At 63.8% G+C, this 17,519-nt stretch carries 15 protein-coding genes; 6 read left to right on the top strand and 9 right to left on the bottom strand.

From position 1 onward, the window contains the following. Positions 1-32 precede the first annotated feature (32 nt). From NZK81_RS14480 to NZK81_RS14490, 3 genes are all read right to left on the bottom strand, one after another. Entirely contained in the window at positions 33-659 is a 627-nt protein-coding gene (locus NZK81_RS14480; RefSeq protein ID WP_260046853.1) for a 50S ribosomal protein L25/general stress protein Ctc, read from the bottom strand. A 151-nt stretch (positions 660-810) separates the two neighbouring features. Continuing rightward, positions 811-1,662 carry a TraB/GumN family protein gene (locus NZK81_RS14485; protein WP_260046854.1) on the bottom strand — a complete coding sequence of 284 codons (852 nt, stop codon included), beginning with the start codon at positions 1,660-1,662 and terminating at the stop codon, positions 811-813. A gap of 6 nt (positions 1,663-1,668) precedes the next feature. Continuing rightward, the gene (locus NZK81_RS14490; RefSeq protein ID WP_260046855.1) at positions 1,669-2,586 is read right to left on the bottom strand and encodes a TraB/GumN family protein; all 918 of its coding nucleotides are present in this window, start codon (positions 2,584-2,586) and stop codon (positions 1,669-1,671) included. 146 nt (positions 2,587-2,732) lie between these two features. Between NZK81_RS14490 and NZK81_RS14495 the strand changes: the two genes are divergently transcribed. The 3 genes from NZK81_RS14495 to ppdK all read left to right on the top strand — a co-directional run bounded on the left by NZK81_RS14495 (position 2,733) and on the right by ppdK (position 8,749). Next, a complete protein-coding gene (locus NZK81_RS14495; RefSeq protein WP_260046856.1) occupies positions 2,733-3,638 on the top strand; it encodes a glycine--tRNA ligase subunit alpha in 906 nt (301 codons plus the stop codon). A 135-nt stretch (positions 3,639-3,773) separates the two neighbouring features. Then, on the top strand, positions 3,774-6,026 hold the full coding sequence (gene glyS / locus NZK81_RS14500; protein WP_260046857.1) for a glycine--tRNA ligase subunit beta: 2,253 nt from the start codon (positions 3,774-3,776) through the stop codon (positions 6,024-6,026). 59 nt (positions 6,027-6,085) lie between these two features. After that, positions 6,086-8,749 (top strand): pyruvate, phosphate dikinase, encoded by a 2,664-nt coding sequence (gene ppdK, locus NZK81_RS14505; protein WP_260046858.1) that lies wholly within the window; start codon positions 6,086-6,088, stop codon positions 8,747-8,749. Positions 8,750-8,767: 18 nt separating this feature from the next. On the opposite strand, the gene NZK81_RS14510 is transcribed toward ppdK, so the two are convergent. Continuing rightward, positions 8,768-9,526 carry a methyltransferase domain-containing protein gene (locus tag NZK81_RS14510; protein ID WP_260046859.1) on the bottom strand — a complete coding sequence of 253 codons (759 nt, stop codon included), beginning with the start codon at positions 9,524-9,526 and terminating at the stop codon, positions 8,768-8,770. Positions 9,527-9,600: 74 nt separating this feature from the next. On the opposite strand from NZK81_RS14510, the gene NZK81_RS14515 reads away from it, so the two are divergent. From NZK81_RS14515 to NZK81_RS14525, 3 genes are all read left to right on the top strand, one after another. After that, entirely contained in the window at positions 9,601-10,341 is a 741-nt protein-coding gene (locus NZK81_RS14515) for a ComF family protein (protein ID WP_260046860.1), read from the top strand. Between the two features lie 335 nt (positions 10,342-10,676). Continuing rightward, positions 10,677-11,054 carry a phosphoribosyl-AMP cyclohydrolase gene (gene hisI, locus NZK81_RS14520; protein WP_260046861.1) on the top strand — a complete coding sequence of 126 codons (378 nt, stop codon included), beginning with the start codon at positions 10,677-10,679 and terminating at the stop codon, positions 11,052-11,054. A 435-nt stretch (positions 11,055-11,489) separates the two neighbouring features. After that, complete coding sequence (locus NZK81_RS14525) at positions 11,490-11,774, top strand: hypothetical protein (protein WP_260046862.1); 285 nt, start codon at positions 11,490-11,492, stop codon at positions 11,772-11,774. Between the two features lie 122 nt (positions 11,775-11,896). Here NZK81_RS14525 and NZK81_RS14530 read toward each other — a convergent pair whose 3' ends face one another. The 5 genes from NZK81_RS14530 to NZK81_RS14550 all read right to left on the bottom strand — a co-directional run bounded on the left by NZK81_RS14530 (position 11,897) and on the right by NZK81_RS14550 (position 17,479). After that, entirely contained in the window at positions 11,897-12,604 is a 708-nt protein-coding gene (locus NZK81_RS14530) for a dienelactone hydrolase family protein (protein WP_260046863.1), read from the bottom strand. Continuing rightward, positions 12,601-13,518, bottom strand: a complete 918-nt coding sequence (gene cysK, locus NZK81_RS14535) for a cysteine synthase A (protein ID WP_260046864.1) — start codon at positions 13,516-13,518, stop codon at positions 12,601-12,603. Before cysK ends, NZK81_RS14530 begins: the two co-directional genes overlap by 4 nt. Beyond that, entirely contained in the window at positions 13,515-14,777 is a 1,263-nt protein-coding gene (locus NZK81_RS14540) for an MFS transporter (protein WP_260046865.1), read from the bottom strand. Before NZK81_RS14540 ends, cysK begins: the two co-directional genes overlap by 4 nt. A gap of 55 nt (positions 14,778-14,832) precedes the next feature. Then, complete coding sequence (locus tag NZK81_RS14545) at positions 14,833-16,998, bottom strand: TonB-dependent receptor (RefSeq protein WP_260046866.1); 2,166 nt, start codon at positions 16,996-16,998, stop codon at positions 14,833-14,835. A 142-nt stretch (positions 16,999-17,140) separates the two neighbouring features. Continuing rightward, the gene (locus NZK81_RS14550; RefSeq protein WP_260046867.1) at positions 17,141-17,479 is read right to left on the bottom strand and encodes a PilZ domain-containing protein; all 339 of its coding nucleotides are present in this window, start codon (positions 17,477-17,479) and stop codon (positions 17,141-17,143) included. Positions 17,480-17,519 lie beyond the last annotated feature (40 nt).

The following is a 17,519-nucleotide window of genomic DNA, read 5'->3' on the forward strand; positions in this document are numbered from 1 at the left end:
GGGCGGGAAGGGCCGTTTCAAGCCTGAAAAGCTTATTCGGCCGAGGCTTCGCCTTCTTCGCTCTTGGTCGTGTCGCCTTCGTTGCTCTTCAGAGCCGAGGGCGCAACGATCGTCGCGATGGTGAAGTCACGATCGGTGATCGCCTGCTCCGAACCTTCGGGCAGGTTCACGTGGCTGGCGTGGATCGATTCGCCCACGTCGAAGCCGGTGACGTCGATCACGATCTCGTCGGGGATCTTGTCCGCGACGCAGACCAGTTCCAGCTCGTGGCGCACGACGTTGAGCACGCCACCGCGCTTGAGGCCTGGCGAAGCTTCTTCGTTGGCGAAGGAGACGGGTACGTTCACGTGGACGGTCGCGCCCTTGGCGAGACGCAGGAAGTCAGCGTGAAGCGGACGGTCGGAGACAGGGTGGAAGGCAACGTCCTTGGGGAGCGTGCGGAACTTCTTGCCGCCCACTTCGATCTCGACCAGCGAGTTGAAGAAGTGACCGGTGCCGAGCTGGCGGATGAGTTCCTTTTCCTCGACGTGGATGGCGACGGGTTCTTCGTTCGCACCATAGACAACGGCGGGGACACGACCATCGCGACGCAGGGCACGGGAGGCTCCCTTGCCAGCCCGTTCGCGCGTCTCGGCCGGCAGAGTAAGCGTATCGCTCATGGATATTGCCTTTCGAAAACTGGATTGATTTCGGCAACGGACCGCCTATCGGCCCGCACCGCCCGCCACGCCTCCAGGGATGACCATGACGGGAAGGGCGCGCCCTTAAGGCCAAAGCTGCGGAAAAGCAAGTGCCGAAAGCCCTTTCCGGCTACTCGACGCGGGTCACCGTGAAGCCCTGCCGCGCAAGCATGGCCGGCAGGCCGTCCGGACCGGCCATATGGGCCGCGCCCACGGCCACGAAGGGCTTGCGCCGGGCCTCTATGGCTTCCGCGATGCTGGCCGTCCAGCGCCGGTTGCGCCCGGTGAAGAGTACCTCGCGCAACTCCGGATCCGCAAGCAGCCCGGTGCGCGTCTCCGCCTCGATCGCCGCCATGTCGCCCGTGCGCCATTTGTCGGAGAGGTCGTGATCGGGCTCCGACGCCTCCCTGACCACCGCGCCCAGCAGATCGCGCTGCTCGCGCTCGGGCAGGGAATCGAACAGGCCGAGCTGCTGCACCGCGCCTTCCAGTTCGGTCACCGGCCGACCGTCGGCGTTGGCGATCACCGCACGGTCGACGCCGTTTCGGGCATCTTCCTTGCCGGCCCCGTTACGCGCCAGCGTCAGGGCCGCAGCCCAGGTGTCCATTGCTGCGAAATCGCCGTCAGCATATCCGCTTCGCTTGAGCAACGCGGCCAGGGCAGGGCGCTCCTCGGACGAAATGCGCTGCGATAGCGGGGGCTGCCCGCTGCTCTTCGCCAGTCGCGCGAAAGTGGCGCCGACTTCGGCCTCATCCGCCAGATTACCGACTTCGACCATGATCATGTTCGCGCTGCGCAATGCATCGTGCACGGCGGGCGTTTCCCATTCAAGCGGGCGGGGCGAACTGTGGATCGTGCCGAACAGCCACCCGACCTGCCCCTGCGGGCTCTCGACCTTCCAGAGTGCCGGGTCCGCATGCTGCGGCGACGGCGAACATGCGAACAGAGCAAGCGCCGAGAGCAGGGCGGCCCAGCAACGCATCGGCAGTTACTGCACGCGCACCGATTTCACGCCGCGCCGCTCGAGCTGATCCTGCACGCTGTCCTTGCCGGCCAGATGTCCCGCGCCGACCGCGACGAAGACGGTGCCCGGAGTATCGAGCCGCTTCCTGAGCCACTTCGCCCAGGCCTTGTTGCGGTTGGTGAGCAGGACCTTGCGCAGTTTCGGATCGTCCTCTTCCTCGTTGAGCAGATCGGCAAGCTCGTCGGCCTTGCCCGCCTTCCACGCGGCGACCATCTTGCCAATATCGGACTGCACCGTCGGCATGGCCTCGACCACCTGGTCGAGATACCGGCGCTGGGTCTTCCCGGACAGGCCGTCGAACAGCGAGATCTGGTATTCGGCGGTTTCCAGCGCCTCGTTTTCCATGTGCCGGGCCTTGGCCCTTGCGCTGACCTGCGTATCGACGCCGCTTTCCAGATTGTAGCCGGCGACCTTGAGCGGGATCAGCGTCAGCATCAGCGCCGCGAACCAGGCATCGTTCTTGTCGAACATCTGGGGCGGCAGTCCGATGGAACCCATGCCAGCCTCGTATGCGGCGCGTTCCTTGTCGGTAAGCGTTTCGCGCAGGGTCTTTCCATCCTCGCGCAGGCTCTTCTGCGCGATCATGCCCTGCGACTCCTGCGTCTTGTCGATCGGAATTTCGGTGACGAGTTCCCTGGAGGCATCGAAAGCAGCGGCAACCGGACCGGAGTACCAGGCGACATCTTCGGGCAGGATGTGGATCGTGCCGAACAGCCAGATCGTCGTGTCGTCATCCGCGACCTTCCAGAGCGCGGGACGTGCAGGCTGCGGGGCGCGGGCCTCTGTCGCGACGGGAGCGGCCTCGTCAGCGAGGGCGGGAACGGCGCCGACGAGCGCGAGCGCGCAAGTGGCAGGGCGAAGCCAGGTCTTGAGTAGGGTCATGGACATTGCCTTGCGGGACAAAGGCCAAACAGCGCCTTAATGCAAGCCCGCATCCTGCTTTCGATCGCTTGCTGGCAGCATGGCCTGTTGATTTGACCCGTCCGATCCGCCAAAGGCCGCGCAACCGCGAAATTGATGGAAATTTCATGCCTACCGCTGCCAAAGAGCCGCTCAGCTTCCAGGACATGATCCTGACGCTCCATAATTTCTGGAGCGCGCAAGGGTGCCTGATCCTTCAGCCCTACGACATGCGCATGGGCGCGGGTACCTTCCACCCGGCAACGACGCTGCGCGCGCTCGGCCCCGAGCCCTGGAAAGCCGCCTACGTGCAGCCCTCGCGCCGCCCGACCGACGGTCGCTATGGCGAGAACCCGAACAGGCTCCAGCACTATTACCAGTATCAGGTGATCCTGAAGCCGAACCCGGAGAACCTGCAGGAACTCTACCTCGCCAGCCTGGCAGAGATCGGCATCGATCCGCTCGCGCACGACATCCGCTTCGTCGAGGACGACTGGGAAAGCCCGACGCTGGGCGCCTGGGGGCTGGGCTGGGAAGTCTGGTGCGACGGCATGGAAGTGACGCAGTTCACGTACTTCCAGCAGGTCGGCGGGTTCGACTGCAAGCCGGTCGCGGGCGAGCTGACCTACGGCCTCGAACGCCTCGCGATGTACATCCAGGGCGTAGACTGGGTCTATGACCTGCGCTTCAACAACGAAGGCGTGAGCTACGGCGATGTCTTCCTCGCCAACGAACAGCAGCAGTCGAAGTACAACTTCGAGATTGCCGACACGGATTCGCTGTTCGCCGGCTTCAAGGCGGCAGAGGCCGAATGCATGCGCTGCATCGATGCCAAGATCCCGCTGGCGGCTTACGATCAGGCCATCGAGGCTTCGCACCTCTTCAACCTGCTGCAGGCGCGCGGCGTCATCTCTGTGCAGGAGCGCGCCAGCTACATCGGCCGCGTGCGCGATCTCGCCAAGGGTTCGTGCGAGGCCTGGATCGAAAAGAACAAGGATCAGTGGGAAGCCAAATTCCCCGGGTGGACCGTATGAGGCTTGGCACGAAGGGACTTCAACAAGCTCAGCCTGAGCGGGAAGGAGAAGTCGTTCTCACCCTCACTCCGCTCGTCCAGAGCCTGTCGAAGGACGATGGCGCCTCCCTATCAACCCGCGAACGGGCCAACTGACATGACCGACTTTCTTCTCGAACTGCGCTCCGAGGAAATTCCCGCCCGCATGCAGGCGGGCGCGCGTGCCGATCTGGAAAAGCTGTTCCGCAAGGAAATGGCCGCTGCCGGCGTCGCGCTGGGCGCGGTCACCGTGTGGTCCACCCCGCGTCGTCTGGCCCTGATCGCCAAGGACCTGCCGGATAGCACCGAAGCGGTCCGCGAGGAGACCAAGGGCCCTGCCACCAGCGCGCCCAAACAGGCGCTTGAAGGCTTCCTGCGCAAGACGGGCCTGACCAGGGACCAGCTCGAAGTGCGCGAGCTCAAGGGCAAGGACACGTACTTCGCTGTCGTCGAAAAGCCGGGCCGGGCGGTGAAGGACGTTCTGGCCGAGGCGATCCCGGCGATCGTGCGCGCGTTCCCCTGGCCCAAGTCCCAGCGCTGGGGCAAGGCATCGATCAGCACCGAGTCGCTGCGCTGGGTGCGCCCGCTTTCGGGCATTGTCGCCATTCTGGGCGAAGACCTCGTCGAATGCGAAGTGGGCGACATTGCCTCGGGCTTCGCCACGAAGGGCCACCGCTTCCACCACCCCGATGAAATCACCATCGGCAGCGCGCACGACTATGCCGACAAGCTGCGCGCCTGCCACGTTCTGGTGAACCACGAGGAACGGCAGGACATCGTGCGCGAAAAGGCGCGCGAAGCTGCCGCCGCCGCCGGCCTGACGCTGGTCGAGGACGAAGGTCTGGTGATCGAGAACGCCGGCCTGACCGAATGGCCGGTGCCGCTGCTCGGCCGCTTCGACGAGGCCTTCCTCGAAGTGCCGCCCGAAGTGATCCAGCTCACCGCGCGCGTGAACCAGAAGTACTTCGTGTGCGAGCAGGACGGCAAGTTGGCCAATGCCTTCGTCTGCACCGCCAATATCGACGCCAGCGATGGCGGCGAGGCGATTGTCGCGGGCAACCGCAAGGTGCTCGCCGCCCGCCTGTCCGACGCGCGCTTCTTCTGGGAGCAGGACAAGAAGACGCCGCTTTCGGTCCACGCCGAAAAGCTGGGTCGCATCACCTTCCACGAGAAGCTGGGCACTGTCGCCGACAAGGTCGAGCGCGTGGCCAAGTTGGCAAGGTGGCTGGTGGAAACCGGGATCGTCACCCCAGCGAAGGCTGGGGGCGCTGGCAACGACCGCGCTACCTCGCCAACGGTCCCAGCCTTCGCTGGGACGACGGAAGAATTGGCCGATCAGGCTGAACTCGCCGCGCATTTGTGCAAGGCCGATCTCGTCACCGAGATGGTCGGCGAGTTCCCCGAACTGCAGGGCCTGATGGGCGGCTACTACGCCCGCGCCGAGGGCCTGCCTGATGCTGTGGCTGATGCCATCCGCGATCATTACAAGCCGGTGGGGCAGGGCGATGAGGTGCCGACCGCGCCGGTGACGGTAGCGGTATCGCTGGCGGATAAACTAGATACTTTGGCGAATTTCTTTGCCGAGGACATGCCACCGACTGGTTCCAAAGATCCCTTTGCGCTCCGGCGTGCTGCGCTGGCGGTAATCTCGATCATCCTTCAGAATGGTTTGCGGTTTCGTCTTGAACGAGTGTTACTTGCCTCTTGTGGCGATGATCTGGTCAAGTTTGAAAAGATCTTTTTCGGCAAGGTAGAGCTGAATCTTGCGTCCTTCTTCGCCGACCGCCTCAAGGTCCAGCAGAAGGAAGCCGGCGTTCGCCACGACCTGATCGACGCGGTCTTCGCGCTCGGCGGGGAGGACGATCTGGTCCGCCTGCTCGCCCGCGTCCATGCGCTGCAGGCCTTCGTCGAGACCGAGGACGGCACCAACCTTCTCGCCGGCTACAAGCGCGCCGCCAATATCCTCAAGAAGGAGGATTGGAAGGGCGTGCCGGCCAGCACCGGCACGGTGATCGAGCGTACCGGCGACGAGGACCCGCTCGAAAACGTCGACGATCCCGATATGCGCGATGTCTACGCGGCCGAGATCGAGGCGCAGAAAACGCTTTCCTACACGCCCGAAGCGGCGGAAAAGGCCCTGATCGATGCGCTCGACAGCGCCGCGCCGCAGGCCGCCGACGCGGTCGCGAAGGAAGACTTCGCAGGTGCAATGGCTGCACTCGCCACCCTGCGCAATCCGATAGATGCCTTCTTCGCCGAAGTTACGGTAAACGACCCCGATCCGGTCAAGCGCGATACCCGTTTCGCATTGCTTGATACTTTTCGTGTTGCAGTGCACAATGTTGCTGACTTCTCGCGGATTGGGGGCTAGTGAGCGCCTCACGTTCCACGAGACAATCTCCAGAAGAAACCAGGAAAGCCAGGGGGAATATGATCAGGCAGGTCTATACGTTCGGTGGTGGCGTCCAACACGACGATCCGCGCGCGAAGGACAAGGTGATCACTGGCGGCAAGGGCTCGAACCTTGCCGAGATGGCCGGGATCGGCCTGCCGGTTCCTCCCGGTTTCACGATCACGACCGAAGAGTGCGTGAAGTACCTCGCCGAAGGCGGCGACTTCTCCGATGCGCTCCGGGCCGATGTCGCCGAAGCGCTGACGCACATCGAAAAGACCGTGGGCAAGACCTTCGGTAACGCGGCGGACCCGCTGCTGGTCTCGGTCCGCTCGGGCGCGCGCGTCTCGATGCCGGGCATGATGGACACCGTCCTCAATCTCGGCCTCAACGACGAGACGGTCGAGGGCCTGGCCAGTGTCTCGGGCGACGACCGCTTTGCCTGGGACAGCTACCGCCGCTTCGTCCAGATGTATTCCGACGTCGTTCTCGGCCTTGAGCACCACCTCTTCGAGGAAGCGCTCGAGATCGCCAAGGAAGACAACGGCTACATGAACGACGTCGAGCTTTCGGCCGACGACTGGCGCAAGATCGTGGCCCAGTACAAGGGCATCGTCGAAACCGAACTGGGCCGTCCGTTCCCGCAGGACGTCAACGAACAGCTCTGGGGCGCGATCCGCGCTGTGTTCGATTCCTGGGATTCGGACCGCGCCAAGGTCTACCGCCGTCTCAACGACATTCCCGGCGACTGGGGCACGGCCGTCAACGTGCAGGCCATGGTCTTCGGCAACATGGGCGACACTTCGGCCACCGGCGTTGCCTTCACCCGCGACCCGGCGACCGGCGAAAAGGCCTATTACGGCGAGTGGCTGGTCAATGCGCAGGGCGAGGACGTCGTCGCCGGCATCCGCACGCCGCAGTACCTGACCAAGGCCGCGCGCGAAAAGGCCGGGGCGACGGCGCTGTCGATGGAAGAATCGATGCCCAATGCCTATGGCGAGCTGGCTGCGGTCTTCGAACTGCTCGAAAAGCACTACCGCGACATGCAGGACATCGAGTTCACGGTGCAGCAGGGCAAGCTGTGGATGCTGCAGACCCGCTCGGGCAAGCGCACCGCCAAGGCCGCGCTCAAGATGGCCGTGGACATGGTCGGCGAAGGGCTGATCGACGAACAGGCCGCGATCCGGCGCGTCGATCCCATGGCGCTCGACCAGCTCCTGCACCCCACGCTTGATCCCAAGGCCCCGCGCGACATTCTCGGCCGCGGCCTGCCGGCATCGCCGGGCGCGGCCTCGGGTGCGATCGTGCTCGATGCCGACACCGCCGAAAAGCGCGCGGAAATGGGCGAGGCGGTGATCCTCGTGCGCGTCGAAACGTCGCCGGAAGACATCCATGGCATGCACGCGGCCAAGGGCATCCTCACCGCACGCGGCGGCATGACCAGCCACGCCGCCGTGGTGGCGCGCGGCATGGGCCGTCCCTGCGTCTCGGGCGCATCCAGCCTGTCGATCGACATGAAGACCCGCACGCTCAAGATGGGCAACCGCTCGCTGAAGGAAGGCGATGTCATCACGCTCGACGGCGCCAGCGGCGACATCATGGCCGGCGAAGTGCCGACCATCGAGCCCGAACTCGCCGGCGACTTCGGCACGCTCATGACCTGGGCGGACAAGCACCGCCGCATGAAAGTGCGCACCAACGCCGAAACGCCCGCCGACTGCAAGATGGCCCGCCAGTTCGGTGCAGAGGGCATCGGCCTGTGCCGGACCGAGCACATGTTCTTCGAGGCCGGCCGCATCTCGGCCGTGCGCCAGATGATCCTCGCCGAGGACGAGGCCGGCCGTCGTGCCGCGCTCGAAAAGCTGCTGCCCGAACAGCGCGCCGATTTCCAGGCGATCTTCGAGGTCATGGCGGGCCTGCCGGTGACCATCCGCCTGCTCGATCCGCCACTGCACGAGTTCCTGCCCCATGCGGACGAGGAATTCGCGGAACTCTCCGAGAGCATCGGCATCGGCGTGGAAACGCTCAAGCGCCGTGCCGGTGAACTGCATGAGTTCAACCCGATGCTCGGACATCGCGGTTGCCGTCTCGGGATCACGTTCCCCGAGATCTACGAGATGCAGGCGCGGGCCATTTTCGAGGCCGCGTGCGATGTGGCCGATGCCAGCGGCGAGGCGCCGGTGCCCGAAGTGATGATCCCGCTCGTCGCCACGAAGCGCGAACTGCAGATCCTCAAGAAGGTCGTCGACGATACCGCAGCCAAGGTCTTCGCCGAGAAGGGCCGTACGCTCGAATACATGGTCGGAACCATGATCGAGCTGCCGCGTGCCGCACTGATGGCGGGCGAGATCGCCGAGGAAGCCAAGTTCTTCTCGTTCGGCACCAACGACCTGACGCAGACGACGCTGGGCGTCAGCCGCGACGATGCCGCGCGCTTCCTCAGCCCCTATGTCGAAAAGGGCATCTATCCGCGCGACCCGTTCGTCAGCCTCGATGTCGAGGGTGTCGGCCAGCTCGTGGAACTGGGCGCCGAGCGCGGCCGGGCCACTTATGCCGATCTCAAGCTCGGTATCTGCGGTGAACACGGCGGCGATCCAGCCTCGATCGCCTTCTGCGAGAAGGTGGGCCTCGATTACGTCAGCGCCTCGCCCTACCGCGTGCCGATCGCCAGGCTGGCCGCGGCACAGGCTGCGCTGGGCTAACGCCTGCTGGGCTGGAAGTCAGCGCTTCCAGCCCGACAGCGTGAGGATCTCGAAACGTTCAACCGTGCGGCCGTCCTCACCGGCGGCAGCAAAGGCATCGCGCGCCCGCGCGATAGCATCCTTGCCCAGATGCGGGCCAGGGTCGGCAAGGACATTGCTCAGGCCCTGCGCGCGCAAATCGCCGACAAGGCGGTCCAGCTTGCGGAACGCGACCTGCAGTGGCCGCTGGTCGATCACCGGATCGGCGAACAGCGTGCGTTGCAGCAACTGCCCGCCCGCCCGCACGTCGATGGCAGGATGCAAACGCGGGGAAGGGCGATCGCCGTCGACGGCCAGCATGACGTCGCGCAGCACGGGCAGACTGCCTGACGACGGGAAACTCGCGATCATCATTCCGCCCGCCGCCAATGCCTTGCGGATATGGACGAGAGCGCCCGGCACGTCGTTGACGGTGTCGAGGCAGCCAAGGCTGACAATGAGATCGAAACCTTCGAACGGGTAGGGCTGTTCCTCGGCAAAGCCGTCGGCCGGTTCCACTTCCGTCACGGCCACGCCTTGTGCTGTCAGGGCCCGGGCAAGCGCATGGCTGTAGTCTCCGATCACAAGCGCGGTCTTCGGCTCGAAGCGCAGGAAGGCTAGGCGCTCCTGCACGTCCTCGACCATGTCGTCGATCAGGTAGCGGGGGGCATCCGGCAAAGCCTGCAGTGCCAGCATGCGGCGACGGACCGCAAGGCGACGGTGCGAGGAGAAAATACGGGGGGGTGCTTTGGTAGCCATGGGGACGCCCTGCCGCGTCGATGAAATCCTTGCAACCGCTTGTCGCACTCCGCGGTTGCGATAGCATTGCCCGCATGTCCCTCGCCAAGGCTCTGGCACCGCTTGTCGACCTTGTCTTTCCGCCGCGTTGCCCGCTCTGCGGTGAGGGCATCGGCGCGCAAACCGGCTTGTGCCCGGCCTGCTGGAGCGACCTCGTCATTCCCGGCGAACCGGCTTGCGTGAAATGCGGCCGTCCCTTTGCCGAAGGCATTCCCGAAGGTGCGACTTGCGCGCCTTGTCTCGGAGAGCCGCCCCGACATAACGGCATAGCGGCAGCCACGCTCTACAACGACGCGTCCCGCAAGCTGGTGCTCGCGCTCAAGCATGGCAATCGCATTTCGCTTGCGCCGATGATGGCGGGATTGATGACGCCCAAGCTGGCATTCGTCGACGCGGACTGGCTGATCGTGCCGGTGCCGCTCCACCGCTGGCGGATATGGAAGCGCGGGTTCAATCAGGCCGCCGAGCTGGGCCGCCATATCGCACGTCGTACGGGCGCGCGCCTCGCTGTCGATGCGCTCGCACGCGGCAAGGCCACGCCATCGCTTGGAGGACTGGGCAAGAAGGCGCGCAAACGCATGCTTTCCGGCGCGATCAAGGTCCGACCGGGCCGTGCGGCCATGCTGAGGGGCGCATCCGTCATCCTCGTCGACGACGTATTGACGAGCGGCGCTACCAGCAACGCCTGCGTGTCGGCCCTGAAACGGGCCGGTGCCGGAAAAGTGATCGTTGCTTGCTTCGCGCGCGTTCTGGACGAGGCATTGGATGGTCCCTGAAACGAAAACGCCCGGAACCATTTCGGTTCCGGGCGTCCTCGTGACGAAACTCCTGGACCCTGCAAGCAGTTCGACGACCCCCTGGCTGTCGTCTGGCCCGATCCCTCATCTGCTCGATCGGGTGGCAAAACCGACACCGACCGAAAATCCCCGAACCATGGCGCTTGTATGTCAGCGACCTGTAGGTCAGAAGCAGCCCCCCAGCTGCAAGGACACGTTCCACCGAAACCGGGTTGTTGAAAAGGGAAATCACGCCAATGCGTGGATTTTGCTCCTCAGCTGTGGTTATCGTGCAACATTAAAATTTTGAAATCCTAATTGAGGAAATCTCTGGAATGACTGATGCGTCCACCGCCGAGCGTGAACTTGGAACCACCTTCATGCCGCGCTTCGATGCCCAGGGTCTGCTCATCGCGATCGCGGTCGATTCGGTCACGAAAGACATCCTGATGGTTGCCTTCATGGATGCCGAGGCCTTGCAGAAGACCCGCGAGACGGGCCTTGCACACTTCCACTCCCGCTCGCGCGGCAAGCTCTGGCTGAAGGGGGAAACCTCCGGGCATTTTCTGCGGGTCGAGCAAATCCTGGTCGATTGCGATCAGGATGCTTTGCAGTTGATGGTGAGGCCGGAAGGGCCCGCCTGCCACACCGGGGCTCGCAGTTGCTTCTACCGCAGCCTTGACGGCGATTCGCTGGTGAAAATCGCGCCGTAACGACGGCGCCGAAAAAGGTTTACGCGCAGTTAATACTACAAAACGCCGCTTTTCAGCGACCAAATTATACTTTATTTCAGGTTAACCCACAAAATCACGCCGCCTATCGATTTTGTATAGAAAGGCGATCGCGAATCTGTAATTGTTTGCAGCATGATTTCGAGGGCAGCTTCCGCCAACTGCCCAAGAAATCAAGCGCCAGAGCGTTGATACGCGTTACATAACAATTATATTTGTGGGTTACGATTATTACATTGAGATCTCCTATTTAGATCAAAATGTAATCTGCCTGCCTTTTTTGAGCGTCTTTCGGACGTCACGGCGGCGTGTGCCCCTAAAACCAAACAACAAGAGACGGCCGACAGGCCGAACGACTTGCCGGGAGAAGGTCCTGACGGGCCACGATTAGTCGCACCTACGTCAAGGAGAAAGCTTATGATCAAGCGAATAATGCTTTGCGCGAGCGCGGGCGCCGCAATTGCGCTGACACCCGCTGCCGCCCAGGCCGGAACAAAGGCCGGCTCTTCCATGGGGCATTTTTCGGCATCCGACCTCGGGCGGGCCGCGCATGGCAGCTATGACGAGCCGCCGGGCCGGTCGGAACACGGCAACGGCCACGGATACGGTACCGACAAGCCGGACCGGGGCGAGCACTATGGCTGGACGCGCGGCAATCACTTTGGCTGGGGCAACAAGGGAAATGGATCCGGCGGTTGCTGAGAGCTCTGTGAATGCGAACTTTCGGACCGGTCGCGCACCTGGTTGTCGCGCGGCCGGTCCATTTCCGGTGTCCGTCGGCAGGCCTGCGCGATCTGATGAAACAGCCGGCCAGAGGCCGGCGATCAGCCAAGCACCTCGTCGAACAGGCTGAGCATCGCCGTCCAGGACTGGCGATCGGCGCTGGCATCGTACTTGACGGCATCCACCCCGCGCGCATCGCTGCCCGGGTCGGTAAAGCCGTGGCGCACCTTGCTGTAGGAATGGAAATGCCAATCGGCACCCGCGCGGTCCATTTCCTCCCAGAAGGCCATGACCTGCTTGCGCGGTACGAGCGGATCGGCATCGCCGTGACAGACGAGTAGCCGGCTCTTGATTACGTCGGACTGAGCCGGGCCGTCCGTCGACAGGATGCCGTGGAAACTGACGGCAGCCAGCAGGTCCTGCCCGTCACGCGCGGCTTCGAGTGCGGCTTGTCCGCCCATGCAATAGCCGATGGCCAGCATCGGCAGTTTTTCCGCCCCGGGCACAGACCGCAACGCCGCCATCGCGGATGCAAGCCGGGCTCGGTAATGCGAAACATCCGCGCGCAGTGCTTCCGCGAGCGGCAGCGAGGCTTCGAATGTCTCCACCGGCTCGCCGTAGAAATCGGCGATCATGGCGAGGTAGCCCTGTTCCGCCAGCATCCGCGCACGCCTTTCAACCGGCGCATTGACGTTCACGATCGTTGGAAACACGATCACCGCCGCGCGCGGGGTTCCCGAGGGGTGGGCCAGCCACCCCGTCAGGTCCCGGTCCGCGTGGGTGTATGCGACGGGTTCGAGCGCCGTCATTCCGGCAGGAAATCGGGCACGGAAAGATACCGCTCCCCGGTATCGTAATTGAAACCCAGTACACGGGTGCCTGCGGGCAGTTCCTTGAGCTTCTGGGCGATCGCTGCCAGCGTCGCGCCCGAGCTGATGCCCACCAGCATGCCTTCCCTGGTCGCGCACTGACGCGCCATTTCCTTGGCATCGGCAGGGTCGACCTGGATCGCGCCGTCGATCGACTGCGTGTGAAGGTTGGTGGGAATGAAGCCGGCGCCGATGCCCTGGATCGGGTGCGGGCCGGGCTGCCCCCCGGAAATCACCGGAGAAAGCGTGGGTTCCACCGCATAGGCCTTCATGTCCGGCCAGCTCTTCTTGAGCGCTTCGGCACAGCCGGTGAGGTGCCCGCCGGTGCCAACGCCTGAAATCAGTACGTCGACGGGAGACTCCGCAAAATCGGTCAGGATCTCCTGCGCGGTGGTGTTCATGTGAATGGCCACGTTGGCAGGGTTGTCGAACTGTTGCGGCATCCATGAATTGGGCGTCGCTTCGATCAGTTCCTTGGCCCGGTCGATAGCGCCTTTCATGCCCTTTTCACGCGGTGTGAGATCGAATGCGGCGCCATAGGCGAGCATCAGTCTGCGCCGTTCGATCGACATCGATTCGGGCATGACGAGGATCAGCTTGTAGCCCTTGACCGCGGCGGCCATGGCAAGGCCGATACCGGTGTTGCCCGAAGTCGGCTCGATGATCGTACCACCCGGTTTCAGGCTGCCGTCGGCTTCCGCCGCCTCGATCATGGCAAGCCCGATTCTGTCCTTGATCGAACCGCCCGGATTGGCGCGCTCCGCCTTCACCCAGACTTCGTGGTCGGGAAACAGACGTGCGAGACGGATATGCGGAGTACCACCGATGGTATCGAGAATGCTGTCTGCCTTCATCGCTCTTGCTCCCAGGATGCTTCGAATTTGCGGGCGCGGCGTATTTCGGGGAACAGCCAGGCCCAGATCAATGTAACGACTATGGCACCGCTACCGCCGAAAACAACCGCTCCGGTTGCCCCCAGTAAAGCCGCTGCGACGCCGGACTGCATTTCGCCCAGTTCGTTGGATGCGGAAACGGCAAGGCCCGAAATGGCCGAAACCCTGCCGCGAACTTCATCAGGCGTCCGCAACTGTACAAGCGAGTTGCGGATGAAGACGGAAATCATGTCGGCTGCGCCCAGCAGCGCCAGGAACCCCAACGACAGCGGGAACAGGCGCGACAGACCGAAACCCACGGTCATCACGCCAAACGCGCCCACGGCCAGAAGCATCTTCACGCCGACGTTGCTGGCCAGCGGCCGGAACGAGAGCCACAGCGCAACCCCTGCGGCACCGGCTGCGGCTGCGGCGCGCATCTGGCCGAGGCCTTCGGGGCCCACGTGGAGAATGTCTCGCGCGAAGACCGGCATCAGCGCGGTCGCGCCACCCAGCAGCACCGCGAACAGGTCCAGCGAGATGCAGCCGAGCAGGAAGCGTTCGCGCCAGATGAAACGAAAGCCGTCGATGATTTGCCGCACGGGATGGGCCTTGCGTGCATCGCGGTGCAGTGTCGGCAGGTTAGAGATGGCCAGGATCGACAGCGCCGCAATGACCTGTATCACCCCGGTCGTCCAGTAGGGCAGGGCGCGATCGGCAGCGAAAAGAAAGCCGTAGGCAGCCGGACCGATGATCATGCCGGCCTGCATCGCGATCGAATTGAAGGCGATGGCGCGTGGAATCAGACTGGATGGCACCACGTTGGGCGCGATCGCGCTCATGGCCGGACCGATGAACACGCGCACCACGCCATGAAGCACGGCAAAGCTGAACAGCACCGGAAGGCTGCGCACTTGCAGATGTGTCGTCAGGCCAAGCCCCAGGGCCACGCAGACATCGAGCAGGGCGGCGAGACCGGCGACTTTGCGCCGATCCATGCGATCGGCGACTACGCCCGCTATCGGTGTGAGCAGAAACACCGGCAGGAACTGGGCGAAGCCGAGCAGGCCCAGCTGGAAGGAGGCCTGGGTGATCGACATGCCGTATTCGGCCCGGGCCACGTCGTAGAGCTGGTAGCCGATGATGACGACCATGCCCGTCGACGCCAGCGTGGCGCTGAAGCGCGCCAGCCAGAACTTGCGGTAGTTGGCGATCTGCAAGGGGGAGGTGGGAGCATTCACGCAACGCTCGATGGCAGCACCTCCCGCTCTTGCCAAGTGATCCAGTATTTTATCGTCAGTAGGTGAACTTTGCGGTGATCCTGAGATCGCGCCCCGAGATGGGGACGAAGTCCCGGGTGAAGGACGCCGAACGGCGGCCGACGACGTCGAAAAGGTTGTTGGCCGACAGCAGCAAGGTGACCGGACCGTCCACGCCCATCGGGTGCCAGTCCGCGCTCAGGTTGACGACAGTGAAGCTGCCGGTCGGATATTCGTAGTCGCCGACACGGTCCTGCTTGGCGTTCCATTCGGCTTCCGCGCGCAGGCGAACATCGCCCATGACAACGTCTCCACCACCGCGAATCCGCAGCGGGGGAATACGCGGCACCGGGCCGAGCGCCTTCAACTGGGCATGGGTGAAGTCCGCCGAGGCATCGAGTTGCACCTTTCCGCCGGACCAGGAGTAGGCATCAACGTTGCCCGAAGCCTCGAAGCCTTTGAACGTCGCGTCGACGCCGGTGTACTGATAGACCGGTTGCCCGTCCATTTGGGCGCCGGTGGCGAGCGGCGCGATGTAGTTGTTGAACTTGGTGAGATAGCCGGTCACCGAGAGATTGAAATCGGGGGTCTGATAGCGAGCGTAGGCCTCGAAGCTGTTGCTCTTTTCGACGCCCAGCGTGCGGTCGCCTATCTCGTAGGACTGCGTGGCAACGTGAATGCCGTCGCTCAACAGTTCCTCGGGGGACGGCGCTCGCTCGCCGTGCACGAAATTCACGCCGAGGCCGAGACCGTCGCCCGACTTCCAGGAAGCGCCCGCCGCGCCGGACCACAGGTCGAACGTCTTGGAGAACGCAGTGCCCCGAGAGGACAGCTTCGAAGTGTCGTAGCGCCCCGATCCATCGAGCGTGAAACCGCCGCCCAGGTCGACCGACTGCAACGTGAAGAGCCCGATGCGCTCGATCTCGTAATCGGGAACGATGGCCTCGGGGCCTGTCACCGTGAGAGTGCGCCAGAGATACTGCACGCCGCTGCGTCCGCGCCAGCCATTCCGGTCTGCCTGGACGAGATCGGTACGCATTTCGATGCCCTGACCTTCGAAGACGGTTCCGACCTCATCGCCTTCGTATTCGGTGTGGCGATAGTCGGCGTAGGCACCACGAACCTGGAAGCGATCGAAGAACCCGCCCAGAGCCAATTCGCCGCGAAGATCGAAGCGATCCTGAACCAGGCCGATGGTGACAGGTTCCGCCCCGTGATCATGGCCTTCTTCGGCCGGATCGGCTTCATGGCCGTGATCGGTGGCGGGCCGGTCCGGCACGCCGTAGCGGGTGTTGTAGTGCTGGTAAGAGATCCCGAGGCTGCCGCCCGCATCGATAAAAGCCAGGCCGGCGCCGATTGTCGACGTGCGGGCAGCGGAATTGGGCACGCGGCCGGTGCGTCCGGCTTCGTCGACCAGTTCCGCAGCTTCTTCGTTCTCGCCGTCTTCCGCCAGGTGCTCGGCGGCATGAAGCATGTCGGCCCGCAGGTCCTTGGAATAGACGTGCCCGCCAACGCGAAGATCGTCACTCTTGCGCCAGGACCCGTCGACATGGGCGACGAACCGCTCGCCAAGGGGAACGTCGACCGCGCCGCTGAGAGCACGTTCATCGGCGGCCGAGCCGTAGCTGCCGATGCCGGTTGCGGTGATCCGGTCCGGAACCTGCCGCGGAATGCGCTTGTCTATCGCGTTCACGGCGCCGCCGATTGCGTTGCCGCCAAAGAGCAGGACCGATGGGCCGTGGAACACGTCGATGTGATCCACGGTGAGGGCATCGAACACCACGGCATGGTCCACCGACACGTTGGAGGCGTCGAGCGAACCGATACCGTCGGTAAGGACACTCACCCGGTCTCCGCTGAAACCGCGCAAGACAGGGCGCGAGGCGCCGGGTGAAAAGCTGGTGGAGGAAACCCCGGGCAACGAGTTGAGGATTTCGCCGATCTGCGATCTCGCCTGGCTGACAAGCGTATCGCCGGAAATATTCGCCGTTGCGGCCAGCAAGCCGTAGTCCGTGGGCGGATGACCGACGACAACGATGTCACCGCCACCTTCATCGGCCGGCGCATGCGCTGGCTGGTGCGGGCCGTTGTCGGCGTCCGCAGAAGTCTCGGCGAAAGCGCTTTGCGGGATCGCTGAAGCGGCACAGATGGAGATCACACTGGCACAGGCCAGCACGGCGATTCGGGGGGAGCGTATTTGCATGCCGCCGTCCTAGAAGTAATGATATATTATATCAACACAGATTTGAAACGGTCTGCATACAAAAGCACAGCCTGCTGAAATAGCCGGCAAAAGGTGTCCCTGCGGCGGGACACTGTCGGTGCCAGGGAAGCCGGCTTCCGGATCAGCGGCGGGGACGAAGACGCGGATTGGGCTGAAGGGTGTCGACCAGCCTCAGGAAGTCGTCGACGCGGATAATGCGCTCGAACTGGAAGCCGGAACGGTCGTCGTGCGACCAGATCATGTGCGCTTCGATCCGCCCCACGACGGGAAGGCGCATGACAAGCCGCTCGCCACGGTCGAGGCCGAGATCGCCCTTGACCATGAATCCCTGCGCGGAGATGTTGACAATCTGCAGCGTCACGTCGCCCAGCTGACGATGCTCGGCGATAACCGAATAGTCCACCGGATGGCGGGCCGCCCGACGTTTGTCAGTCACAGAAAGCTGCGCCCCTGCACTCATTGTCATTGCCTCTGTTGGTGACCTTAGAGAGGGGACAATG

It is taken from the genome of Novosphingobium mangrovisedimenti (assembly GCF_025153475.1).
GTDB lineage: Bacteria > Pseudomonadota > Alphaproteobacteria > Sphingomonadales > Sphingomonadaceae > Novosphingobium > Novosphingobium mangrovi_A.